Source organism: Pseudomonas putida, assembly GCF_001976065.1.
In the GTDB taxonomy this organism is placed as follows: domain Bacteria; phylum Pseudomonadota; class Gammaproteobacteria; order Pseudomonadales; family Pseudomonadaceae; genus Aquipseudomonas; species Aquipseudomonas serbica.
Genome location: NZ_MNAH01000001.1, coordinates 1,196,763 through 1,220,586, shown reverse-complemented (window position 1 = coordinate 1,220,586; position 23,824 = coordinate 1,196,763). Strand labels below are relative to the sequence as shown.

The following is a 23,824-nucleotide window of genomic DNA, read 5'->3' as shown; positions in this document are numbered from 1 at the left end:
ACCGAAGCGATGTATCGGGTCTGTGTACCGTGCTGACCGAAAACAGCACGGTGTGTATCGGCAGCGGGTCTATACACACTCTGGTACAGACCCGCAGCCCGGGATTACGCCAGGTCGTACTTCTCGCGCACCAGATGACCGATGCCCATGGCATCGAGCACCTCCATCGGGCACAGGAAGGTCACACGCACCGTGCCTGGCAGGCGACTGATATCGATGGAGCCGGTGATGGTGGCGCGATTGAGCACTTCGTCATAGGGCAGCCCGGTAACTGCAGCGGCGCGCGTCAAACCGTTCTCCACCGCCAGGTTGAGGTTCTCGCCGCTGCCGATGAAGGTAATAGGGCCGCTCTGCTCGATTTCGTGTTGCCCCCAGCGCTCGCCCAGCTGACGGACTTTCCCGCGCTGCTCGGCGTTCATCGGCCGCGCCATTGGTGGCAGGTCATCGAGGTTTTGCAGCAGGATCGGCCCTTCCAGCGTCAGGTTTTTCACCACTTGCACTACCACTTCGGTTTCCCCGGAGCAATCGGTGGCGTGGCCGGCGATCTCGCCGTTGCCCTGCTGCGCATGCATATCACCCATGTACACCCCGGCTCCCGGCACTTTCACCGGGCAGATCAGCACACAGCCTTCGCGGATCGAATTGGTGTCCATGTGGCCGTCGGTCTTGGCCGCGTGCAGCTCCTCGCGGGTCATGCCGAAACGGTGCGGGGCGTTGATCAGGTACTGGCCAAAGTCGGCACAGTTGTGCGAGTCGGGAATGTCCCGGGATGGCATCGTGCCGATGTTGCCGAGGAACGGTCGCATGTGCGCGGCGACGCCAGGGATATCGGCGCGGGCCAGGGACAGGATCGAATGTTGCGCGGCGAACTCCGGCAGCGCCGACATCTCGCTCGCATTGCCGGCCAGTTGATTGGCGACGTCTTGATTCACCGTCAGACTGACCTGATTTTGCGCGTCGAACACAATCACATAACCGTGGCTGAAGCGAAATGCGCTGACCTCGGCACCACAGTGGTTACAGCGAATCGCATCCTCGCCAATGCCTTCGACATGGCTGGCGGGATGCTCGGTGCCACACGTGGAGCAGAACTTGGCGACAAACGGATCGCCGTTGTAGCGTCCCTCGACGAAGCTCATGACCCCGGACGAAGTGGCCAGCGAAGTAACGCGCATGCTCTTGATCGTGATCGCCACGGCGTCGCCGATTTGCGCCCCGGCGATGGCCACCGGTTGCGTCACTTCATGGCCGCCCTCGAAGGCTGGCGTGATCATCGGCCCCCAGCAACCTGGCGGCGTCCCGGTGATCAGCGTGCCGCCGTCTGCCAGCGGGCCGAGCATCGGCTGGCCAGGGCCAATGATGCCGTTGGTGTAACGATCGACCCGCAGGCGATTGACCGGCGTGGCGTTGAGATGGGGTTGAGGCACAAGCGTTGTCATGGTGATCCCCTTCGAAGTCAGGAGCGAACGGAACTCACAGTTCAGCGCAGGTTTGTATCTGGTCTGTGTCCAGGGGTGGCCTTGAATCAAGGTGGACTGTATCCAGAGGCTGTCTGGATACATTGAAATACATACGCAGGCACTGCTGGCTAATCCCCTGTAGGAACTGGCTTGCCAGCGATGAGGCCGGCACATATCGCAGCTTCGCTGGCTGACACGCCGCCTTCGCGGGCAAGCCCGCTCCTACAGGGGTCCAGTGCACAGCCATAGAGCACTTTCGTCGCTCAAGCCCGCGGTACACAGCCTGCGAACTAAACTTAATCCACACGGGACCTGCTCAGTGTCCTGTTCATTCCCACGACCACCGCCCGGACAAACAAGCCTCCGGACCGTGATCCTTGCAAAGGAGCACACGTGATGGACGAGGCCAGACTCAACGATTTCATGGGCAAACTGGTGGGTGACATGGGCGGTGCGGCGATGCTGGCCAATGTCATCCTCGGTGAAGAACTCGGCCTGTACCGGGCCATGGCCGACAGCCAGTCGACCAGCCCCGAAGCGCTTGCCGACAAGACCGGCTGCAACCCCCGCCTGGTGCGCGAATGGCTCAGCGCCCACGCCGCCTCTGGCTACATGGAACATCGCGACGGGCAATTCCGCCTCCCCGAAGAGCAAGCGTTGGCGTTGGCCATCGAAGACTCTCCGGTCTATGTAGCAGGTGGCATCGGCGTGGTTGCATCGTTTTTTCATGACAAGGACAAACTGGTCAAGGCCATGCGCGGCGACGGCGCCCTGGCCTGGGGCGATCACCATCCGTGCATGTTCAGCGGCACCGAACGCTTCTTCCGGCCCGGCTACAAGGCCCACCTGATCGCCGAATGGTTGCCGGCGCTGGATGGCGTGGTGGCCAAGCTGGAGGAAGGCGCCAAAGTCGCCGACATCGGCTGTGGTCATGGCGCATCGACGGTGATCATGGCCCAGGCGTACCCGAACTCGCGGTTCGTCGGCTTCGACTACCACGCACCGTCCGTCACCGTCGCCACCCAGCGCGCCGAAGAAGGCGGCGTTTCCGGTCGCGCGCGATTCTTCCAGGGCACGGCCAAGAGCTACCCCGGCAATGACTACGACCTGATCTGCTACTTCGACTGCCTGCACGACATGGGTGACCCGGTTGGCGCGGCCAAGCACGCCTACGAGTCGTTGAAGCCGGACGGCACGGTATTGCTGGTGGAACCGTTCGCCAACGACTCGCTGGATGACAACATCACTCCCGTTGGCCGACTGTTCTACGCGGCCTCGACCTTCATCTGCACGCCCAACTCGCTGTCCCAGGAAGTCGGCCTCGGCCTCGGCGCCCAGGCGGGTGAGGCGCGGTTGCGCAAGGTGTTCAGCGAGGCCGGGTTCTCGAGTTTCCGCCGGGCCACGCAAACGCCGTTCAACCTGATTCTGGAGGCCCGTAAATAAACACTGCGCCCTTTGCAGGAGCGAGCTTGCTCGCGAGGATGTATCAGGTACATTTATGTGGCTGATACACCTTCGCGAGCACGCTCGCTCCTACAGGGTTCCGGAGTGCTGATCATGCTCGACAGCCTTATCCACGAACAACTCGATCGCCTCCAGCATTTGATCGCCGACCAGCCGTTCGCGGTGTTGACCGGCGCCGGTATCAGCACGCCGTCGGGCATCCCGGACTACCGCGATAACCAGGGCGTGCGGCGTGGACGCCAGCCGATGATGTACCAGGAGTTTCTCTCTGCACCCGAATCGCGCCGGCGCTATTGGGCGCGAGCGATGCTCGGCTGGCCACGGGTGCGCCAGGCGCAGCCGAACGTGGCCCACGATACCCTCGCCCGCTTGCAAAGCACCCGGCGGATCAGCGGCCTGATCACCCAGAACGTCGACACCTTGCACGACCAGGCCGGCAGCCATGACGTGATCGAACTCCACGGCAGCCTGCACCGCGTACTGTGCCTGGATTGCGGCAGGCGCAGTGAGCGCGATTCAATCCAGCAATTGATGGAGGCGCAAAACCCTTATCTGGCGGGCGTAGACGCGGTGCAGGCCCCGGACGGCGATACCCTGCTCGATGCAGCCTTCGAGGCACGCTTCCAGGTCCCGCATTGCCCGCATTGCGCGGGTCAGAGGATGAAACCGGACGTGGTGTTCTTTGGAGAGAACGTCGCACAGGCAACCGCGGCAAAAGCGATGGCCACGGTGGAACAGGCTGCCGGGTTACTGGTGGTTGGCTCGTCACTGATGGCGTACTCGGCGTTTCGCCTGTGCCGGGCGGTGGTAGACCAGGGCAAGCCGCTGCTGGCGATCAACCTGGGCAAGACCCGGGCGGATGACATACTGGATTTGAAGATAGAAATGTCGTGCGAAGCGCTTTTACCATTACTGGCACAACGCCTCAATGACTGAAGAACCCCCGCCTGTAGGAGCTGGCTTGCCAGCGATGGCGATCCAACTGACGCCTTCGCTGGCAAGCCAGCGCCTACAGGGTGAAGCGTTCACCCAGGTTTTCTTCTTTCAGCACATCAAACAACGCCTGCGCCGCCGCCGACAGTTCCCCTCCAGGCAACGTCAGTACGCCAAGCGCGCGTTCTACCACCGGATCACGCAAGGTGATGCAACGCGCCCCCAGTTCACGCATCTGCCCTGCGCACAATGCAGGAACCGCGCTCACGCCCAGCCCGCTGGCGACCATGCGTCCAACCGTCGCCAGTTGATGGCTTTCGAACTCCACCGGCAATTTCATGCCCCGGGCCTGCAAGTGTTCCTCCAGCATCACTCGCACCGTCGATGGCCGCTGCAACGTGATGAAGGGTTCCTTGAGCAACGTCTGCCAGTCGACTTCGTTTAGCTCGACCAACGGCGAATCGGCGGGCACCACCGCCACGAAACGATCGATATACAGCGGCGTGAATTGCAGCGACGAGCTCTGGCTCGGCTCGAACGCCACGCCCAGTTCCACCTGGCGGTCACGAACCATTTCCAGTACCTGCTCGTTGATCACATCGTTGACCGTGACGTTGACTTTCGGATAGCGCGCGCGGAATGTCTTGAGGATCGGCGGCAGCAGGTTGCCGGCAAACGACGGCATGGCCGCCAGGGTCACGCGCCCACGCTGCAGGGTGAAACGCTGACGCAGCTCATCCTCGGCATTGTCCCAGTCGGCGATCAGGCGGCGCGCCAGCGGCACCAGGGCTTCGCCCTCGGCGGTCAGCGCCACATTGCGCGTGTTGCGGGTGAACAACCGCCCGCCCAGGCTTTCTTCCAAGGCCTTGATGGTCAGGCTGAGGGCCGATTGCGACAGGTGCAGGCGCTCGCAGGCCACCGCAAAGCTCAGGCTCTGGGCCACGGCCAGGAAGGCGCGGATCTGTTTGATGGTCATGGTCGCTTTGCTCCAGTTGTAAGCGACAAGCTTCAAGCGGCAAGATTGAAGCAGTGGTTTAATGAGCTTTATCAATCAATCAAGCCAAAAAAACAACTTAACAAATGAATCCCGTGGCGCGACACTCAATACCATTCGGCTAGCCAGCCGCCCATCAAGAATAAAAGAGGTGCATATGGCAGGTTTCGACAAGCGCGTGAGTTCCTACGAGGAAGCCCTGGCCGGTCTTGAAGACGGCATGACCGTGATCGCTGGCGGCTTCGGCCTCTGCGGGATTCCGGAAAACCTGATCAACGAGATCAAGCGCAAGGGCACCCGTGACCTCACCGTGGTTTCCAACAACTGCGGCGTCGACGGTTTCGGCCTCGGTGTGCTGCTGACCGACCGTCAGATCAGCAAGGTGGTGGCCTCCTACGTCGGCGAAAACAAGCTGTTCGAAGAGCAACTGCTCAAAGGCGAGATCGAAGTCATCCTGACCCCACAAGGCACCCTGGCTGAAAAAATGCGCGCTGGCGGCGCCGGCATCCCGGCCTTTTTCACCGCCACCGGCGTGGGCACGCCTGTTGCCGAGGGCAAGGAAGTGCGCGAATTCCATGGCCGCAAGTACCTGATGGAAGAATCCATCACCGGCGACTTCGCCATCGTCAAAGGCTGGAAAGCCGACCATTTCGGTAACGTGATCTATCGCCACACCGCCCAGAACTTCAACCCGCTGGCCGCTACCGCCGGCAAGATCACCGTGGTCGAAGTCGAAGAAATCGTCGAACCCGGCGAGCTGGACCCGGCGCAGATCCACACCCCAGGCATCTACGTCGACCGGATCATCTGCGGCACGTTCGAAAAGCGCATCGAACAGCGCACCGTGCGTAAGTGATCCCCTGCCCCCGGACCGAATGAAGGAATAACGACAATGGCACTTTCCCGCGAACAAATGGCTCAACGCGTCGCCCGCGAAATGCAGGACGGCTTCTACGTGAACCTGGGCATCGGCATTCCGACCCTGGTCGCCAACTACATCCCCGAAGGCATGGAAGTCATGCTGCAGTCGGAAAACGGCCTGCTCGGCATGGGTCCGTTTCCGACTGAAGAAACCATCGACGCCGACATGATCAACGCCGGCAAACAGACCGTGACCGCCCGTACCGGCGCCTCGATCTTTTCCTCGGCCGAATCCTTCGCGATGATCCGCGGCGGCCATGTCGACCTGACCGTACTGGGCGCCTTCGAAGTCGACGTGCAGGGCAACATCGCCTCGTGGATGATTCCCGGCAAACTGGTCAAGGGCATGGGCGGCGCCATGGACCTGGTAGCCGGCGCAGACAACATCATCGTCATCATGACCCACGCCTCCAAGGACGGTGAGTCCAAGTTGCTGGACCACTGCAGCCTGCCGCTGACTGGCGCCGGTTGCATCAAGCGCGTTCTGACCGACCTCGCCTACCTGGAGATCGAAAATGGCGCATTTATCCTCAAGGAACGTGCTCCAGGCGTCAGCGTCGAGGAAATCGTCGCCAAAACCGCTGGTAAACTGATCGTGCCGGACCACGTTCCGGAAATGCAGTTCGCTGCCCAGTGAGGAATCATTCCATGCAAGAAGTCGTCATTGTTGCCGCCACACGCACCGCCATCGGCAGTTTCCAGGGCTCCCTGGCAACCGTATCCGCCGTTGACCTGGGCGCAGCGGTGATCCGTCAGCTGCTGGCGCAAACCGGCCTGGACCCGGCCGAAGTCGATGAAGTGATCATGGGCCAGGTGCTGACCGCTGGCGCCGGGCAAAACCCTGCGCGCCAGGCGTCGATCAAGGCCGGCCTGCCGTTCGCCGTGCCGGCCATGACCTTGAACAAGGTCTGCGGTTCGGGCCTCAAGGCTTTGCACCTGGGCGCCCAGGCCATCCGTTGCGGCGACGCCGAGGTGATCATCGCCGGCGGCCAGGAAAACATGAGCCTGTCCAACTACGTCATGCCGGGCGCCCGCACGGGCCTGCGCATGGGTAACGCGCAAATCGTCGACACCATGATCAGCGACGGCCTGTGGGATGCGTTCAACGATTACCACATGGGCATCACCGCCGAGAACCTGGTCGAGAAGTACAACCTGACCCGTGAGCAACAGGACGCTTTCGCCGCTGCCTCGCAGCAGAAAGCCACGGCTGCCATTGAAGCCGGGCGTTTTGTCGATGAGATCACGCCTATCCTGATCCCCCAGCGCAAGGGCGATCCACTGTCTTTCGCCACCGACGAGCAACCACGGGCCGGCACCACCGCCGAATCCCTGGGCAAGCTCAAGCCGGCCTTCAAGAAGGACGGTTCGGTGACCGCCGGTAACGCTTCGTCGCTGAACGATGGCGCCGCCGCCGTGATCCTGATGAGCGCCGAAAAAGCCAAGGCCCTGGGCCTGCCGGTCCTGGCGACAATCGCCGCCTACGCCAACGCAGGCGTGGACCCGGCGATCATGGGCATCGGCCCGGTATCGGCCACACGCCGCTGCCTGGACAAGGCCGGCTGGAACATTGACCAGCTGGACCTGATCGAAGCCAACGAAGCCTTCGCCGCGCAATCGCTGGCCGTGGCCAAGGACCTGGAATGGGACCTGGACAAGGTCAACGTCAACGGCGGCGCCATCGCCCTCGGCCACCCGATCGGTGCCTCGGGTTGCCGCGTGCTGGTAACCCTGCTGCATGAAATGATCAAGCGCGACGCCAAAAAAGGCCTCGCCACCCTGTGCATCGGGGGTGGTCAGGGCGTGGCACTGGCGCTCGAACGCGCTTAAGCCAACAGCGTTTACAGACGGCGCGGGGACCCACGAAGATCCGCCGCCGCCTGGCAAAACACCCGGTGCGACTCACGTCGCACCGGGTTCTTTTTTTTCGGTTCCGCGAATTATCGTCAGCTGAAAGGCTGCAGACTCAACCAGCTGTTCGTCCCACTGATCAGGACGCCATAGCTTTGTATACAAAACCCGCAAATCTATAGAGCAAATCTGCTAACGTTGCCGCCACATACAAGGACGGAGAAGTGCGCGTGTTGATGCTCAAACTGCTGGTCATTCCAGGCTTCCTGCTGCTTATTTCCCTGGCCGGCAAACGCTGGGGGCCAAGTGTCGCGGGTTGGTTGTCGGGGTTGCCGGTGGTGGTCGGGCCGATACTGTTTTTCCTCGCCATCGAACAGGGCCAGGCGTTCGCCGCCCAATCGGCCATGGCTGCACTGTCGGCAATGTTCGCCATGATTGCCTTCTGCGTGACCTACGCGCAGGTCGCACAACGGGCAAAATGGCCACTGGCGCTGACGATCTCGATGCTGGTCTGGGCCTTGGTCGCCGTGGTCCTGTCGTTGCTCCCGCCGTCGCTGCCACTCTCGGTGCTTGCCGCCGCCACCGCACTGCTGGCCGCGCCTTACCTGTTCCCGGCGGTGCAGCCGATCGTTTCCGGGCCGGCACCGAAGTCCGACAAACTGCTGTTGCGAATGGTCGCCGGCGCTCTGTTGACCTTGGCCGTCACTTGGCTCGCCAGCACCGTTGGCGACCGCTGGAGCGGCCTGCTCGCCGTGTTCCCGGTACTTGGCAGTGTGATGGCGGTGTTCTCCCAGCAAACCCGAGGCCCGGCGTTTACCGCCGCGTTGCTGCGGGCGACGGCCACCGGGATGTATTCATTTTCGGCCTTCTGCCTGGTCGTGACGCTGACCTTGCCGAGCCTGGGCCTGATGGGTTTCGGTATCGGCGTTGCCGTCTCGGTGGCCATGCTCGGCGTCACCCGGCGGTTGCTGGCAAAACCTGCGCCCCTGGCAACACGTTCAACCATTTCGAACGAGTAGCGCAATATCCTCGTGCGTCAATCGAACAGGTTTGCCCCACCATCAGCCTCAGTTCCAACCCACTCCGACTGAGGCCTTTACCATGAAATTCTTTTTCCATCCTTCGCCGAACCCGATGAAAGTCGCCCTGCTGCTCGAAGAACTGCAGACGCCCTATGAGTTGATCGGCGTCGACACCTTCAAGGGCGAGCAGCACTTGCCCGCCTTCCTCGCGATCAACCCGAACGCCAAGGTTCCGGCCCTGGTCGATGGCGACGCGACGGTCTTCGACTCCCAGGCCATCCTGCTGCACCTGGCGCAAAAACATCAGCGCTTCCTGCCGCACACCGCTGCCGGAAATGCCGAACTGCTGTCGTGGCTGATGTTCATCGCCACCGGCCTGTCGCCCTTCTCCGGCCAGGCCGTGCATTTCCTGCACCATGCACCGGAAGACCTGCCCTACGCGAAAAACCGTTATCTCAAGGAAGTCGAACGCCACTACCGCGTGCTCGACCAGCGCCTGGCCGACCATCAGTACCTGGCGGGTGACACCTACAGTATCGCCGACATGGCCCTCTGGGGCTGGGCCAACTATGCGCCTTACATCCTCGGCGAAAACGGCTTGGCCGCGTATCCGAACGTCAAGCGCCTGTTCGATGAAATCAGCGCCCGCCCGGCGGCCCAACGCGCCCACGGCCTGAAAGAGAAACTGGTGCTCAAGGCTGAGTTCGACGAAGAAACCCGCCGCAGCCTGTTTCCGCAGAACCAGGCTGAGTAACACGTTCCCGACGTACGTCGGGAGGTGTGACTGCGCCCGACCCTTGTGGTGACCTGCCGTCGCCACAGGGTATCGGCTACTGGTTTTTTCAGATCCTACATGCGGCAACGGAGATCAAAAAATCGAGCCTGTTTCCTACATATTTTTCAGGTTGGCCGTCGGACGAGTGACGGATCAAATCCAGATCCTGAGTGCGTTACATGCCCGGCAGGAATACCCCTGATACCGAAGCATCAACGACCGTCCGTTAGCCCATGCTGGAACATCTCGCAGCCGCCATGGGATGATCACGCCCCACCGCGCGACCATCCCTGGAGATTCCGATGTCACTGTTGAGTAAAAAAGCCGTTGTCCTGTTGCTGGCAGCGGCTGCCAGCCTGGGGGCTTTGAATGTGCAGGCGGCCAAGGCTCCTGCGAAGGAGACGGTGCAGGGCCAGAAAGTCTCGCTGCTCGATGGCAAGTTCACCTTCACCCTGCCCAAGGGTTTCGTGGCCAATCCGTTGCCCGCCAGCCCCACCGGTGCGAGCGGCACCATGTATTCGAACGAAACCACCAAGACCGTGGTGATCGCCGCGCAAAACAGCCTGCCCGAAGGGGTCAAGGTCAAGGACAACGACGGTGAGTTCCTCGACGGCACGGCGGCCGACTTCGACGCGGCGCAACACAAGGCCCTGGCGGACTACAATAAGCTCAGCGAAAAAAGCCTGACCCTGAAGAACACCGGCCTGGGCGTGCGCCAGGTCGACAGCACTGCCACCCAGGGCGGTGGCATGACCCTCAATACCACGTTGATGGCGGCTTCGGGCAACCACATGACGGTGATTCAGGTCATTTCCCGCCCCGGCGACATGGCCGCCCACGAAACCCTGATCAAGCAGATCGTCAGCGGCAAATGAGCCTCAGGGATTGCGGCGCTGCAACCAGGCGCTCAAGTCCTGCATCTCCTCGGCACTGATGCTGTGGCCGACACCCTGGTAAGCGTGGAACTCGGGCTCCAGTGAAATGCTCTGCAGCAGGCTGTTGGCCTCGGTGCCATCGCTCAAGGGAAGACGCTGGTCCGCCGTGCCATGGCCGATGAAAATCGCCAGCGACTGGCGTTTTTCATCAGGCTTCAATTCAGACTTGAGCACCGGCAGAATCCGCCCGCTCAACGCGGCAATCCCGCCCACCGCCTCGGGATGCCGAAGGGCGACTTCGTAGGACATGATCGCGCCCTGGCTGAATCCCACCAGGAACACCTTCTCCGGTTGCGTGTGATATTTCTTCGTCGCCTGTACGACGAAATCCAGCAGCAACTGGCCGCTCGACTTCAGGTCATCGGTTTCGCCGTTGTAGGCACCTTCGCCCTTCTTGCGAAACCACTGGTAACTCCACTCCTGCATCACCATCGGCGCCCGCACCGACAGGTAGTTGTACTCGCTGGGTAACTCATCCTTGATGTCGAACAGATCCTGCTCGTTACTGCCGTAGCCGTGGAGAAAAATCACCAGGGGCTGCTCGCGGGAATCGGCGTTGGCCTGCTCCAGGTACTTGAGCGGCAGGTCGCTTTGCAAGGGGGGTTGAGCGTGGACAGTGGCGGATGCCAGCAGCGTGAACAGAGCGAGAAACTTCAGCATAAACCTTCCTTCACCGTGCGCAGGATTCGGGACAGAGACTAGCACCTTCGTCGCAGCGACTCCCAGCACCGGCCCCGTTATGGAATCAGCCTACAGCAGACAAGGAAAGGTCTGATTTACGCCTGACACCCTTGCATAGAACCCTGTGCGCGGCATTTTGCCATTCCTCCATTTCCATGGAAGTGGGAGCAATTCGCGCGTCAACAGACAAGGAGTTCAAGCGATGGCTAAGGGATATTTCATTCGCAAGGGTGACAAGACCAGTTGTGGCGGCGAGGTGCTGGAGACCGATACCTGCATCATGATGTTTGGCTTCGCCCACGCTCGCGCCGGGGATCCGGTTTCCTGTGGCAAGAACGACAAAACCTATGAAATCGTCGGTGGCATCTCGTACATGAACAGCCATGGCAGGCTGTTCGCTGGCTCGCTGGCTCGCTGGACAGCCACAGCAGCTGTCCCTGCAAGGCCGGGCTCTACCCCTCGTTTACCACCGCCACCTATGAGTCCAGTCAGGGTGCTGCGCCGCAAGCCGCGAGGAGTGCCCCGCAGCAGGAAGCCGCGCCAGTTGCCCCCAACCACCGCAACCATCCAGTTTCGCTTCAGCGCGGGCACCCACACCCACGCTCAGCGAAGGGCCAGGGACAGCCTGTGAAAACCTTTGGCGCGGGTATCAGCAAAGGGTCGAAAACGTCGTGGCGCCGGGCGGCAAACTGATTGCCGACCCGAAGGCGCGCAACAAGGCAATCAATGCCGCCTACACGCAGCTGTGGCGCCTCGATTCGCGATTCCAGTGGGCAGGTCTTGCGGCTTTCGCCTCGAAACAGGTGGGTTGAACTGGTCAAGTAATCCCGGACACCGATTACGGTGTTTATGCCGCTTTTTGCTCCATAGCTATTGGCGACAGGTAGTTGTTGTAGCTGTGGAGCCTGGTGCGGTTGTAGTACATGAAGAAGCGCACCATGTCGGTTTTTGCTTCCTCGACCATGCTATGGCCGGTCGGAGAGGAAACACTAAAATTCGGAATTGACCATGATGAAATCCTCCTGGCCTTCGAGGCGATTGAGGCAGGTAACATCGCCGAGAGCGTTGAACACCTGGCCTGGCACGAGCAGCGGAATATTCTACAACCAGCGATGTACAACGACTGGCGATTCAGCTCATTGCTGTACAGCAATCATCTTTCCTACCTGAGCGGTATCCCGTCTGGCGCCGCTGAAGCCATCGAACTGACGTTGGTCAGTCAGTGCCGCCGCATCGACGACGGACGCACCATTGGTTTCAGCGACAGCCTCAGTGCCAACCTGGCCGATATCAATCAGTGCATGCCCTTCGTACTTAGAGCCGCAGAGCAGTTTGATGATCTACTACGCAGCAACCAGCGCGAGCTGATTGAGCAATCGATTCGGGATATCGCCTGGGGTGGAGGCGTGCGATGAGCCTGCTGCAACGCGTGGGCTGGCGTCGTGGTGCGTTGGCACTGGCGGTCGCGGCCCTCCTGACATTGGCAGCGATTGAGGCCCTATCAGATGAGCCGGAAATTGCCCTGTTGATTGGCGAGCCTTGGGAGGATATGCGCCGTCGCTCCAGTGCGGCCATTGATCCAGCCATCGCCGGGCACTTTTGGGGGCGCTTGCCCAAGTCGGATGCCCGTCTTCGTTTCATCGATCCTCAATATGGGTTCATAACTCCACTGGCACGCTACTTTACGGTTACGTTCAATCGTGATGAGTCAATCAACGGTGTCAACATGTCCCCACAAATCGAACCACTATTGCTCGACGACACCCTCAAGGTCGTACTGGATCTGCAGGAGCAATGGCGCAACGCTGGCTGGGTACCCATCCGGGTCAATGACTTCCCTTCGTTCGCCGACACCCCGCAATGGCGGGCCCAATTGCGCGATGCAAAAAAAGGCGGGACGGCTTACTGGCGAGCAGGTGACAAGTACCAACTGATGCTGGTGGTCAATCGCTTCAAGTACGACAAGCGCCCCACAGAGGAGCGCTACCTCATCACATTAGGCATCCACCGATCACGCGGCGTGGAATGACCCTCCCCCCTCAATCATTGATCAACTTCCCAACCCGAATCGGCTCGCGCCCGGCCACTTTCGCCTGCCAAGTGCCCGGTTGCGTATAGCGCCCGCGATCAATCGCAAACAGCACGCCACTTGTGCCCGCGCGCACGGTGGTGACCTTGTCGTTCAATGGGTCGACCACTTCGAACAGTGGATCGCCCTGCTCCACCCATTCACCGGCCTCGCGCAGGAAACTGACCACGCCGTGATGCGGCGCGAACAGGTATTGGGTGCCTTCGAACGGCATGCCCTCGCAGCACTCGCCCGGTGCCGCCGGCCAGGTGCCCTTGATGAAACCCTGTTCGGCGAGAAAGCCCAGGATCGCCTCGCAATTGGCCTGGGCCTGATCGACCCGGGTGTCGCCCATGCTGCCAAGCTCCAGCGTGGTCGCCAGGTTGGCCGGAGGAATGGCGGCTTCGGGGAAAGCCCTGGCCAGGCGTAACCAGGGTGAAGAGCAGGACTCGTCGAACGAACTGCCACCGGAATCCTCGCACAGCAACGCCACCCCGGCTTTCAGGCGCGCCGCCAGCGATTGCCATTGCGGCCAGTGTTGCGGCAAGGCGTAGAGGTGAATCGCCGCGTCGAAATCGCAATGCAGGTCGAGGCTGATGTCGGCGTCGCAGGCGTGACGCAGTAACAGGCGGTGCAGCGCTTCCAGTTGCGACGCCGGGGCCGGCAGGTCGTCGAGCACCTGGCCCATGGCCTGGCGAATCAGGGCGATGTTGGCCTCGGTATCGCTGCCCAGGCGATCACCCACCTTTTGCGCCACCGGGGCGCTCAGTTCGACGAACGAGCGGTTGAAGTTCTTGCCGCTGCCCAGTTCGAAGCGACCCATGTGGCTGCCCTGCAGGTGCTGGTCAAGACCGATGGGGTTGGCCACCGGCACCAGTTCGATCACGCCTTGCAATTGGCCCTGGCTTTCCAGTTCGGCCAGGCGCTGCTTGAGCTCCCAGGCGGTGCGCATGCCCGGCAGTTCATCGGCGTGCAGGCTGGCCTGGATGTAGACCTTGCGAGTGCCCGCGCCATAACGGAATACGCTGAGGGTGCGCTCGGTTCCCAGGTGGCTCCAGGGCAGCAAATGGTCGATGCGTTGCATGGGAAGACTCCGATTCTCCAACGGTGGGGAAATGGGTTGGGCAGGATAAATCATGGGCGAAAAAAATGGCCGCCGCGTTAACGGGGCCATTTTTTAACGGCTCGATTACTCGCCGTAGACGTCAAACTTGAAGTACTTGTCCTGCACTTGCTTGTACTTGCCGTTGGCGCGGATATCGGTAATGGCTTTGTTGAACTGCTCGGCCAGGGCGGTATCGCCCTTGCGCACGGCAATGCCTGCACCACCGCCGAAGTATTTCGGATCGTTGTACTCAGGCCCCACGAAAGCAAAACCCTTGCCGGCGTCGGTCTTCAGGAAACCGTCGTCCAGGTTGACCGAGTCGGCCAGCAGCGCATCAACGCGGCCGGACACCATGTCCAGGTTGGCTTCCTGCTGGGAACCGTAGCGCACCAGGACAATCCCTGCCGGTTGCAGCACTTCGGTGGCAAAACGATCATGGGTACTGGCGCGCAGTACACCGACTTTCTTGCCCTTGAGTTCGGTCAACGGGTCCTTGACGTCGGAACCTTCCTTCATCACGAAACGTGCCGGGGTGTGGTAGTACTTGATGGTGAAATCGACGTTTTTCTTGCGATCGTCGGTGATGGTCATGGACGACAGGATGGCGTCGATCTTCTTGACCTTCAGTGCCGGAATCAGGCCGTCGAACTCTTGCTCGACCCAGGTGCACTTGACCTGCATCTGCTCGCACAGGGCGTCGCCGATGTCCACGTCGAAGCCGGTGAGCTTGCCGTCGGGGGTTTTCATCGAGAATGGTGGGTAACCGGCTTCGATACCGATGCGAATTGGCTTGGTATCCGCGGCCACGGCGGTGAGGGACAACATCGACAGTGCCAGGGCACCGAACATCACTAGCTTCTTCATTTATAACTCCTGTGTGCGGAGACTTTTATTGGCAGCTTTCGGTCGCTAGCTTGTGGCGGTGGGACCGAAGTGGCCGGCAGTCTAGAGCGGCTTTCACAGGGTAAATTAGTATGAAGCGACAAATAGTTATGGAAAGGAGCCGGTTTGCCGGCGAAGGCCTCCTTGGGCATTGGGCTGGTCTTTCGGCCGCCTTCGCTGGCAAGCCAGCTCCTACGGTAGATCGAGTACAGGCAGGTTCAGCAGGCGCAGCCGATAGCGGCGCCCGCCGCACTCAACTCGAACCCTTCATCCAGCCATCCGGTCACACCGCCAATCATTTCCTTAACCGGGTACCCCAGCGCCGCCAGCTTCACCGCCGCCTTGTTCGCCCCATTGCAGTGGGGGCCTGCGCAATAGACCACGAACAGGCTGGTTTTCGCGTAGGCACGCAAACCTTCGGCGGTAAGAAGTCGCCCGGGAATGTTGATCGCACCCGGCACATGCCCGCGGTCGAACGCCAACGGCCCCCGCACATCCACCAGAATGAAATCGACTTCGCCGGCCTGCTGGCTGGCGTAAACGTCAGAACAGTCGGTTTCGAATGTCAGGCGGTTGCTGAAATGCATCAAGGCAATGGCCGAAGGGGCGGCGGGAATTTCGCGGACGAGGCTGGTCATGGGCAGTGCTCCGGGATGTCGGTCGGTGTGAACAGACTTTATCTGTCCGCCTTCTACGGCTAAAGTGGCGCACAAGACACTCACCGGGAACTTTCCGCCAAATGCATGCTTCTCCAGGACTGGTCGTGATCCTGGCCTACGACGGCCTGTGTACTTTCGAATTCGGCATCGCCGTGGAAATTTTTGGCCTGGCACGGCCAGAGTTCGATTTCCCTTGGTACAGCCATCGAATCGCGGCCGTCGATCAAGGGCCGATGCGCGCCATGGGCGGTATTCAGGTATTGGCCGATGGCGGCCTGGAGCTGCTGGAACAGGCACGGACCGTCATCATTCCCGGCTGGCGCGACCGTCAGGCAGCGGTACCTGAGGCGCTGCTGACTGCCCTGCGCCACGCCCATGCGCGGGGTGCGCGGTTGCTGTCGATCTGCTCGGGGGTGTTCGTGCTGGCCGCTACCGGTTTGCTCGACGGTCGCAGCGCCACCACGCATTGGCGCTACACCGCGGAACTGGCCGAACGCTATCCGAACATCCTGGTGGACCCGGACGTGCTCTACGTCGATTCCGGACAATTGATCACCTCGGCCGGAAGCGCTGCGGGCATCGACGCCTGCCTGCACCTGGTGACGCGGGATTTTGGCACCCAGGTGGCCAACTCAGTCGCGCGGCGCCTGGTGATGTCACCGCAACGCACCGGGGGCCAGGCGCAGTTCATTCCGACGCCGGTCAGCCCTGCGCCGCGCAGCGATCTTTCGCGCGTCATGCAGTGGGCACGGGAGCGATTGCACGAACCGCTGGAGGTACGCGACCTGGCCAGCAAAGCCGCCATGAGCGAGCGCACCTTCCTGCGCCGTTTCACCGAAGCCAGCGGCCAGTCGCCCAAGACCTGGTTGCAGCAAGAACGCCTGGGGCGCGCCCGGGAATTGCTGGAAAGCACCGACCAGCACACCGAGCAGATCGCCCAGCACTGTGGTTATCGTTCGGTGGAAAGCTTTCGCGTGGCGTTTCGCAACGTGGTCGGCGTGCCACCGTCGGTGTACAGGGAACGGTTTGGGCGAGCGCGTGCTTCAGGGCTTGCGCAATAGATAAGTGTCCATGATCCAGCCATTGGCCTGCCGGGCCGCCTTGCGCACCCGCTCGATCTGCTGCGCCACGTCCTCGAGTTTGCCGCTGATGAGGATTTCATCCGGGGTGCCCAGGTAGGCGCCCCAGTAGATCTGCGTCTGCTGATCGGCCACATGATGGTAGGCATCCTGGGCATCGAGCATCACCACCAGACTGTCGGCATCGCCCACCTGCCCCGCTGCCAGGCGCCGGCCGGTGGTGATCTCCACCGAGCGGCCGATTTGATTGAGGGGCACTTTGTGCTGCGCGGCCAGCGCCTGGACGCTGGTGATGCCGGGAATCACCTCGAACTCGAAAGCACAGCGGCCCGAAGCCAGGATCGCCTGCAGGATGCGTATGGTGCTGTCATACAACGCCGGGTCGCCCCACACCAGGAAACCGCCGCACTGGTCGGGCGCCAGTTCCTCGTTGATCAGGCGCTCGAAGGTTTGCTGCTTGACCAGGTTCAACGCATCGACGCTGGTCTTGTAGTCCACCTCGCCGCGCTCGCGCTCCGGGCATTGGGCCTCGACAAAGCGGTAGTGCGGATCGGTGATGTGGCGTTCGCAGAGTTCGCGGCGCAGGTCAATCAGCTTGTCCTTGTCCTGGCCCTTGTCCATGATGAAAAACACATCGACCCGGTTCAGCGCCTTCACGGCCTGCAGGGTAATGTAGTCGGGGTTGCCGGCGCCGATGCCGATGACCAATAGTTTTTTCATCATGACATCCCCTCGTTATCGCTGCCGGGCAGCCGCAGCCGCCAGCAACCATGAAACTGCAGTTCTATCATCGACAGCGGCTCGACATCGATCAGGTTGAATGCCGACCCCTTCAGTACCTGCATCAATGCGCCACGCATGACGAATGGATGGGTCACGGCAACCACATGGCCGGGCAACGTTTCCAGGGTTTTCATCCAGGCGGCGACTCGCTCGCCGAGTTGCGCCACCGACTCGCCGCCGTGGGGCGCCGAGCGCGGGTCGGCGAGCCAGGCCTGCAGTGAATCGGGCTGGTTTTTCTGTAACTCGTTGATTCGTACGCCACGCCAATCGCCAAAGTCGCAATCGCGCAGGGCCATGACAATTTCCAGGCGCTTGCCGAAAAGCTCCGCAGTCTGTCGGGTGCGCAACTCCGGACCGCACAACACGCGCGAGGCCTCCTTGAAGCGAGCGCCTCGGGAACCCCGCGCCGCTTGCCAGTCCATCTCCAGGGGTTCGTCCGCAGGAAAGCGCGCCAGTTTCTGTGCAAGGGTTCGAGCGTGGCAGATCAGGGTCAAACGGGTCGCCTGCACGAAAAAAATCACTCTATGGATAGAAAGGAAAATCGGCACCTGACCGTCAGTCATTGCCCAATTGTGCCGTAAGAAAGATCCTCAGGGGGTGAAATTTCAACGATTCAATCGCGCTCCGAGGGCGGTGCCCTACACGATTATTCAACATCCCCTTCATCTGCCGCTGACAGCCTTTTCCTGCCTGCTCGACCGGGGGAATGTCCCGTCAAAATTAACTAGACATGTAGTGCGCCTTATAGAAATACTGTTTTCAACGGATTAACGATACACCTCATCCAGCAGGAGCCGGGATGCCCTCATGCGAAGGCCGGTCACCGAGCCCTTTGATACAGGAGTGCACCCATGCTGGTCTTGCGCACCGTGCAACTAACCGACCTGCCCCAGTTGCAGCGATTGGCCCGCGAAAGCCTGGTGGGCGTCACGTCCTTACCCGATGACAGCGCACGCTTGCGCGACAGGATTCTCGACGCCTGCATGTCACTGCAACAGAACGTCGAGAGTCCCGGCCCGCAGAATTACTTTTTCGTCCTGGAAGACCAGGCAGACCGGCGCCTTTTGGGCTGCTCGGAAATCGTCGCCACGGCCGGTTTCAGCGAACCTTTCTACAGCCTGCGCAACCGCCCTTTCACCAGTGCCTCGCGCGAGCTGAACATCGAGCACGGCGTGCCTGCACTGTCGCTGTGCCATGACCTCAACGGGCACACCTTGCTACGCGGCTTCCATATCGATTCGGCGCGGGTGCGCACGCCGCACTCAGAATTGTTGTCGCGTGCGCGCCTGCTGTTCATTGCCGCCCATGCGCAACGCTTTGCCGACGCGGTGATCAGCGAAATCGTCGGCTACAGCACCGATAACGGCCACTCACCCTTCTGGGACGCTGTGGGCAAGCACTTCTTCGACCTATCCTACGTTGAGGCCGAGCGGCTCTGCGGCCTGGAAAGCCGGACGTTCCTCGCCCACCTGATGCCGCAATACCCGATCTACGTGCCGATGCTGCCCCAGGCCGCGCAAGACTGCATCGGGCGCATCCACCCCGACGGCCAGGAAGCTTTCGATATCCTTGAGCGCGAAGGATTCGAAACCAACGGTTATGTCGACCTGTTCGATGGCGGCCCGACGCTGCAGGCACGCACCGGCGACATTCGTTCCATCGCGCAGAGCCAGACCGCCCAGGTGTTGGCCGTTTCGTCCATCGATGCCCGCGGCCGCTACCTGGTCAGCAATGATTCGCTTGGGCACTTTCGCGCCATCGTCGCCGATCTCGACTACCGCGCAGGTCAACCGCTGGGGCTGGACGGCGAGATGTGCCAGGCGCTGCAGGTCACCGAAGGCAGCAGCATCCGGCTGATCGCCCTGTGAGCAGAACACGCCAGTGTCGACAACGCCCGAACGGCCGCACACAAGGCGCGCCAGCATGATTCTGCGCCCGGTCCAGGTGACCGACCTGCCCGCCTTGCTGGCGCTGGCACGCCTGGCCGGTCGCGGCCTGACACCGCTGGTCGATGAAGAGCGCCTGACCCACCGCTTGCGCTGGGTCAAAAGAACCTTTGCCGAACAGGTCGAACGCGCCGATGCCGATTACCTGTTTGTCCTTGAAGACGACGACCAGCAAGTGCTCGGCGTCAGCGCCATCAGCGCAGCGATCGGCCTGCGCGAGCCCTGGTACAACTATCGGGTCGGGCTGACGGTCAATGCTTCACCCAACCTGGGTATTTCGCGACAAATCCCGACCCTGTTCCTCAACAATGAAATGACCGGTCAATCGGAACTCTGCTCGCTGTTCCTGCGTCCCGATCAACGCCGGGGCAGTAACGGCCGCCTGCTCTCGCTGGGTCGCTTGTTGCTGGCGGCGGAGTTCCCGCACCTGTTCGGTGAGAAACTGATCGCCGAGCTGCGCGGCAGTGCCGACGAAAAAGGTTGCTCACCGTTCTGGGACAGCGTGGGCCGGCACTTTTTCAAGATGGATTTCAGTCATGCCGATCATTTGTCGGGGCTGGGCAACAAAGCGTTCATCGCCGAGCTGATGCCACGGCAACCGCTCTACGCCTGCCTGCTCACCGAACAGGCCCAGGCCGTGATCGGCAAGCCGCACCCCGATGCCGAGCCGGCACTGAGAATCCTTACGGCTGAAGGATTCTCTCATCAGGGCTACATCGACATCTTCGACGCAGGCCCGGTCATCGAAGCGCCGCTTTCGACCATTCGAACCGTGCGCGACAGTCAACATCTGTCATTGGTCATCGACACCCCGGACGACCAGGCACCGATCTGGCTGATCCACAATCGCCGCCTGGAAAACTGTCGCATCACCGCCGCCCCGGCGCGCCTGACGGGCAACAGCCTGCTGGTGGACCGTCTCACCGCCAAACGCCTGCAGCTGCAACCCGGCGACTCGGTGCGTGCGGTGCCGCTGCCCAATCGACAGTGGCATGCCGTGACCGCCTGAACGAACCCTGCCTCGCCTCAAGATCGACGCCTTTGGCCGTAAAAGCGCTAAATTCGTCATCATTCAAGACTTGCCCCCGTGATAGCCTTTCACTTCTTCGGCGTTGACACTTTTGCTCAAGCCCTTCCATTTCCATTGGTGGAACTCATATGTCCAGGCTTTCTCATCAAGATTTGCGCCGCAATTTTCGTCAACTGTTCGCGTCAAACACCTGCTATCACACCGCGTCGGTGTTCGACCCGATGTCGGCACGCATCGCCGCGGACCTGGGTTTCGAAGTGGGGATCCTCGGTGGCTCGGTCGCGTCCTTGCAAGTACTGGGTGCCCCTGACTTTGCCTTGATCACCCTCAGCGAGTTTGCCGAACAGGCCACTCGCATCGGCCGCGTCGCCCAATTGCCGGTGATCGCCGACGCCGACCACGGCTACGGCAACGCGCTCAACGTCATGCGCACCATCGTCGAACTGGAACGAGCCGGTGTGGCCGCCCTGACCATCGAAGACACCTTGCTGCCGGCCCAATTTGGCCGCAAGTCCACCGACCTGATCACGGTCGCCGAAGGAGTCGGCAAGATTCGCGCGGCACTGGAAGCCCGCTGCGACAAGGAAATGGCGATCATCGCCCGGACCCACGCAGGCATCCTGCCGGTCCAAGAGATCATCAGCCGCACCAAGCAATACCAGGCCGCCGGTGCGGACGGCATCTGCATGGTTGGGGTGAAGGATTTCGACCACCTCGAACAAATCGCCGAGCACCTGAGCGTGCCACTGATGCTGGTGACCTACGGCAATCCGTTGTTGCGTGACGACAAACGCCTGGCCGAACTGGGCGTGCGCGTCGTCATCGACGGCCACGGCGCCTACTTCGCCGCGATCAAGGCAACGTACGACAGCCTGCGCGAACAACGCCAGATATTCACCCAGGCATCGGACCTGAGCGCGACCGAACTGACGCATACCTACACCCAGCCGGAGGAATATATCCGTTGGGCGGAAGAGTTCATGCACGTTAAGGAGTAAACGCCGACGCTGAAAGATCGCAGCCTGCGGCAGCTACATCGGGACCACCCTATCCTGTAGCTGCCGCAGGCTGCGATCTTTGGCCGTTGCGTTTTCCGTCAGACCGTAGTCTTGAACCCCTCCTCCCGCTGCAACGCCCTCGCCTGAATCACATCCAGCATGGCGCAACCTTCGCGCATGAGCAGATGCACGGCACGGGTCACCCGCGTCAGATCATAATCGGAAATATCTTTGAGATTGAGGCTGGACAGGGTGTCCGCCAGGTCGCGCACTACGGTAAAACGGTGCATGGCGCAGGCCGCCATGTCGCTGAGTTCTTTGTGGGTATTGATGAAGAGCACCGGGTTAACGGCGTCGTAGGTGTCGATGGGGAGGTAACGGGGCATGACTTGGTCAAACATACGAGTAACTTCAGGTTGAGCTACCACCATTCGCGGCCAAGCGAAATGAAGGTGGCAGCCGTGTGCGGGTTGGCCGACCGGTACCTGAAAGACCGGCACACCCGAAGATGTCCCGCGCACAGCCGCCATAAACATGCAGCGCTGTTACGTTTCAGATTCCGACCGGCCAAGGTCGGTCGCGGAGTTTTCCGCGAACCCGAACTATAGGAGTCGATGCCGAAACGCGGCAACAGGGTACGTTGTAGGAAACGTCTTGGAAAGTTGTGCGCCATGTATTGATCGCTGCGACGCTCTTACGTGGGAACTCGTCGTGGGTGAGTAGCGAGTGGTTTTGAGCTGGCTCTGGCTTTTGATCTTGATTGCCGAGCCTAGGCGAGGCACCGAACACCAGGGGCAAGAGCCCATGGTTACGTGGGGCTGGCCGGCGTTCCGTTTTTCCAAGTGACTCGCCGTAAGGGCGAAACCATTGGTGGCTGTTACCGCAGGAATGGATATGTACACCGGAAAGATATTCGTCGCCTGTGAGGTCGCCTTCGCTGGCAAGCCAGCTCCTACAGCGGATCGGGTACGGCCGTGGGAAATGGATTGGCTATCAGGCCGTCTTCGCTGGCAAGCCAGCTCCTACAGTTGATCGGGTACGGCCGCGAGAGATGGGCGATGAGGCCGGTCATTGCTGCAGCAGATAACCCGATTGCGCCCCGTGGTCTTGGCCTCGTACAGCGCCTGGTCAGCGTCGTTGAGCCACAGGGTCGCATCGCTGTGGCGGGCGTTGAAGGCCGCCAGGCCGATGCTCAGGCTGACTTTCAGGGCCGGATTCTGTTCGTAGCCCAAGGTTGCGAAGCGGTCACGCAGGGCGTCCATGGCCGCGGCGGCGCTGCCCAGGGGCAGGTCGGGAAGGATCACGCAGAACTCGTCGCCACCATAACGCCCGGCCACGTCGGTGGCCCGCAGGTTCTGCTTGAGCATCTTGCTCAATTGGCGCAGCACGATGTCACCGGCCACATGGCCGTAGGTGTCATTGATGCTTTTGAAGTGGTCAATGTCGATCAGCGCGATGGCCCCGCCATGATGCTGGCGTTGGCAGCGCTGGAACTCGACTTCCAGCTGATCCTTCCAGGCGCCGTGATTGAGCAGGCCGGTCAGGCTGTCGGTACGGCTCAGGGCCAACAGCTCGCGCTTTTGCTGGCCGAGGGTATGCGCCTGGCGAAAACAGATCAAGCCCAGCGCCAGCGGGTAAAAGCACATCAGGGGCAAACAGGCGTAGAGCTGCAGTTGGGTTGTTTCAGGGATGAACAGCGGCGTGAAGATCAACCAGCCGACGCCGATCCCGAGGACCTGCGCGACCGTACCCGCCAGTAGAAAGCGCAGTCCGCCGATGGCCACGTTGTTCATTGCCATCATGGAAATGGTCGTTGCACTGGGCAGCGGATTGAATTGCATCGCGGCGACCCAGAAGCCGCCCATGAACGCGTCGATCAACAGGTTGCGGTGTTCGGCGTGATAAGCGGCCTTGGCGCGCCGCGCCCACAGGTAGGCCAGGTGCGGCCAAAGCAGGCCGTTGAACAGCATGAGCCCCCATACCCAGGGTGCCGGGTCCAGCGGGTACATCGCCACACCCACGCATATCAACCCCAACACCAGGCCGAGGACGCGCGATGTGTAGAGCCTCCTGGCCAGTGAAAGTCCTTTTCCTCCCTTCTTTCCCATTGGGACCTCTGCACCACAGAACGAAACCTGTTCACACCGGGATTGCAAGTGTGCCCGAAGTCTAACAGGGCAAGATCAAATAGCCATCACCGCCTGACGGATCGAGCTCCCGTCGCCAGCAAAATCGTTA

Annotated in this window: 24 protein-coding genes and 1 pseudogene; 15 read left to right on the top strand and 10 right to left on the bottom strand. The window is 61.2% G+C overall.

Going from position 1 to position 23,824, the window contains the following annotated elements; translation table 11 throughout:
• Positions 1-104 precede the first annotated feature (104 nt).
• The gene (locus tag BKX96_RS05620; RefSeq protein WP_046816302.1) at positions 105-1,439 is read right to left on the bottom strand and encodes an acetamidase/formamidase family protein; all 1,335 of its coding nucleotides are present in this window, start codon (positions 1,437-1,439) and stop codon (positions 105-107) included.
• Positions 1,440-1,856: 417 nt separating this feature from the next.
• On the opposite strand from BKX96_RS05620, the gene BKX96_RS05615 reads away from it, so the two are divergent.
• Together BKX96_RS05615 and BKX96_RS05610 are read left to right on the top strand one after the other, a co-directional pair.
• Positions 1,857-2,903: a class I SAM-dependent methyltransferase gene (locus BKX96_RS05615; protein ID WP_046816301.1), complete on the top strand. Its 1,047-nt coding sequence runs from the start codon at positions 1,857-1,859 to the stop codon at positions 2,901-2,903.
• A 114-nt stretch (positions 2,904-3,017) separates the two neighbouring features.
• Entirely contained in the window at positions 3,018-3,860 is an 843-nt protein-coding gene (locus BKX96_RS05610) for an NAD-dependent protein deacetylase (protein ID WP_046816300.1), read from the top strand.
• Between the two features lie 73 nt (positions 3,861-3,933).
• Here BKX96_RS05610 and BKX96_RS05605 read toward each other — a convergent pair whose 3' ends face one another.
• On the bottom strand, positions 3,934-4,833 hold the full coding sequence (locus tag BKX96_RS05605) for a LysR family transcriptional regulator (RefSeq protein WP_046816299.1): 900 nt from the start codon (positions 4,831-4,833) through the stop codon (positions 3,934-3,936).
• 175 nt (positions 4,834-5,008) lie between these two features.
• Between BKX96_RS05605 and BKX96_RS05600 the strand changes: the two genes are divergently transcribed.
• The 6 genes from BKX96_RS05600 (at position 5,009) to BKX96_RS05575 (ending at position 10,295) form a co-directional block, all read left to right on the top strand.
• Positions 5,009-5,707 (top strand): CoA transferase subunit A, encoded by a 699-nt coding sequence (locus BKX96_RS05600; protein ID WP_046816298.1) that lies wholly within the window; start codon positions 5,009-5,011, stop codon positions 5,705-5,707.
• Positions 5,708-5,743: 36 nt separating this feature from the next.
• A complete protein-coding gene (locus tag BKX96_RS05595; RefSeq protein ID WP_046027772.1) occupies positions 5,744-6,409 on the top strand; it encodes a CoA transferase subunit B in 666 nt (221 codons plus the stop codon).
• An 11-nt stretch (positions 6,410-6,420) separates the two neighbouring features.
• Positions 6,421-7,602 (top strand): acetyl-CoA C-acetyltransferase, encoded by a 1,182-nt coding sequence (locus BKX96_RS05590; protein ID WP_077182988.1) that lies wholly within the window; start codon positions 6,421-6,423, stop codon positions 7,600-7,602.
• Positions 7,603-7,853: 251 nt separating this feature from the next.
• Positions 7,854-8,642 carry a hypothetical protein gene (locus BKX96_RS05585; protein ID WP_077183145.1) on the top strand — a complete coding sequence of 263 codons (789 nt, stop codon included), beginning with the start codon at positions 7,854-7,856 and terminating at the stop codon, positions 8,640-8,642.
• Between the two features lie 82 nt (positions 8,643-8,724).
• Positions 8,725-9,399, top strand: coding sequence for a glutathione S-transferase family protein (locus BKX96_RS05580; RefSeq protein ID WP_077182987.1), 675 nt, complete (start codon positions 8,725-8,727; stop codon positions 9,397-9,399).
• Positions 9,400-9,722: 323 nt separating this feature from the next.
• Positions 9,723-10,295, top strand: a complete 573-nt coding sequence (locus BKX96_RS05575) for a DcrB/PsbP domain-containing protein (RefSeq protein WP_077182986.1) — start codon at positions 9,723-9,725, stop codon at positions 10,293-10,295.
• Positions 10,296-10,298: 3 nt separating this feature from the next.
• Here BKX96_RS05575 and BKX96_RS05570 read toward each other — a convergent pair whose 3' ends face one another.
• On the bottom strand, positions 10,299-11,015 hold the full coding sequence (locus BKX96_RS05570; protein WP_077182985.1) for an alpha/beta hydrolase: 717 nt from the start codon (positions 11,013-11,015) through the stop codon (positions 10,299-10,301).
• A 223-nt stretch (positions 11,016-11,238) separates the two neighbouring features.
• Here BKX96_RS05570 and BKX96_RS05565 point away from each other — a divergent pair.
• The 3 genes and pseudogenes from BKX96_RS05565 to BKX96_RS05550 form a co-directional block, all read left to right on the top strand.
• Positions 11,239-11,842: pseudogene (locus BKX96_RS05565) on the top strand (PAAR domain-containing protein); the annotation flags it as partial.
• 117 nt (positions 11,843-11,959) lie between these two features.
• Positions 11,960-12,451, top strand: coding sequence for a DUF2515 family protein (locus BKX96_RS05555; RefSeq protein WP_256721385.1), 492 nt, complete (start codon positions 11,960-11,962; stop codon positions 12,449-12,451).
• Positions 12,448-13,065 (top strand): hypothetical protein, encoded by a 618-nt coding sequence (locus BKX96_RS05550; protein WP_077182984.1) that lies wholly within the window; start codon positions 12,448-12,450, stop codon positions 13,063-13,065. The genes BKX96_RS05555 and BKX96_RS05550 overlap by 4 nt, the downstream gene beginning before the upstream one ends.
• A 10-nt stretch (positions 13,066-13,075) precedes the next feature.
• On the opposite strand, the gene BKX96_RS05545 is transcribed toward BKX96_RS05550, so the two are convergent.
• From BKX96_RS05545 to BKX96_RS05535, 3 genes are all read right to left on the bottom strand, one after another.
• Positions 13,076-14,188 (bottom strand): M14 family metallopeptidase, encoded by a 1,113-nt coding sequence (locus tag BKX96_RS05545; protein WP_077182983.1) that lies wholly within the window; start codon positions 14,186-14,188, stop codon positions 13,076-13,078.
• A gap of 105 nt (positions 14,189-14,293) precedes the next feature.
• Complete coding sequence (gene aotJ / locus BKX96_RS05540; RefSeq protein WP_077182982.1) at positions 14,294-15,073, bottom strand: L-arginine-binding protein AotJ; 780 nt, start codon at positions 15,071-15,073, stop codon at positions 14,294-14,296.
• 236 nt (positions 15,074-15,309) lie between these two features.
• Positions 15,310-15,729 carry a rhodanese-like domain-containing protein gene (locus tag BKX96_RS05535; protein ID WP_046816285.1) on the bottom strand — a complete coding sequence of 140 codons (420 nt, stop codon included), beginning with the start codon at positions 15,727-15,729 and terminating at the stop codon, positions 15,310-15,312.
• A 101-nt stretch (positions 15,730-15,830) separates the two neighbouring features.
• Here BKX96_RS05535 and ftrA point away from each other — a divergent pair, with 101 nt between their 5' ends.
• Entirely contained in the window at positions 15,831-16,811 is a 981-nt protein-coding gene (gene ftrA, locus BKX96_RS05530) for a transcriptional regulator FtrA (RefSeq protein WP_046816284.1), read from the top strand.
• On the opposite strand, the gene cobF is transcribed toward ftrA, so the two are convergent.
• On the bottom strand, positions 16,794-17,549 hold the full coding sequence (gene cobF / locus BKX96_RS05525; RefSeq protein WP_046816292.1) for a precorrin-6A synthase (deacetylating): 756 nt from the start codon (positions 17,547-17,549) through the stop codon (positions 16,794-16,796). The two genes, ftrA and cobF, sit on opposite strands and share 18 nt — an antisense overlap.
• Positions 17,549-18,121, bottom strand: a complete 573-nt coding sequence (locus BKX96_RS05520; protein ID WP_077183144.1) for a histidine phosphatase family protein — start codon at positions 18,119-18,121, stop codon at positions 17,549-17,551. The genes cobF and BKX96_RS05520 overlap by 1 nt, the downstream gene beginning before the upstream one ends.
• A gap of 342 nt (positions 18,122-18,463) precedes the next feature.
• Between BKX96_RS05520 and astA the strand changes: the two genes are divergently transcribed.
• The 3 genes from astA to BKX96_RS05505 all read left to right on the top strand — a co-directional run bounded on the left by astA (position 18,464) and on the right by BKX96_RS05505 (position 21,586).
• A complete protein-coding gene (gene astA, locus BKX96_RS05515) occupies positions 18,464-19,480 on the top strand; it encodes an arginine N-succinyltransferase (protein WP_046816283.1) in 1,017 nt (338 codons plus the stop codon).
• Between the two features lie 55 nt (positions 19,481-19,535).
• The gene (gene aruG, locus BKX96_RS05510; protein ID WP_046816282.1) at positions 19,536-20,567 is read left to right on the top strand and encodes an arginine N-succinyltransferase; all 1,032 of its coding nucleotides are present in this window, start codon (positions 19,536-19,538) and stop codon (positions 20,565-20,567) included.
• Positions 20,568-20,716: 149 nt separating this feature from the next.
• Positions 20,717-21,586: an oxaloacetate decarboxylase gene (locus tag BKX96_RS05505; RefSeq protein ID WP_046816281.1), complete on the top strand. Its 870-nt coding sequence runs from the start codon at positions 20,717-20,719 to the stop codon at positions 21,584-21,586.
• 98 nt (positions 21,587-21,684) lie between these two features.
• Here the strand turns inward: BKX96_RS05505 and BKX96_RS05500 are convergent, their stop codons facing one another.
• Positions 21,685-21,987 carry a hypothetical protein gene (locus tag BKX96_RS05500; RefSeq protein WP_077182981.1) on the bottom strand — a complete coding sequence of 101 codons (303 nt, stop codon included), beginning with the start codon at positions 21,985-21,987 and terminating at the stop codon, positions 21,685-21,687.
• A 621-nt stretch (positions 21,988-22,608) separates the two neighbouring features.
• A complete protein-coding gene (locus BKX96_RS05495) occupies positions 22,609-23,694 on the bottom strand; it encodes a diguanylate cyclase (protein WP_077182980.1) in 1,086 nt (361 codons plus the stop codon).
• Positions 23,695-23,824: the final 130 nt, after the last annotated feature.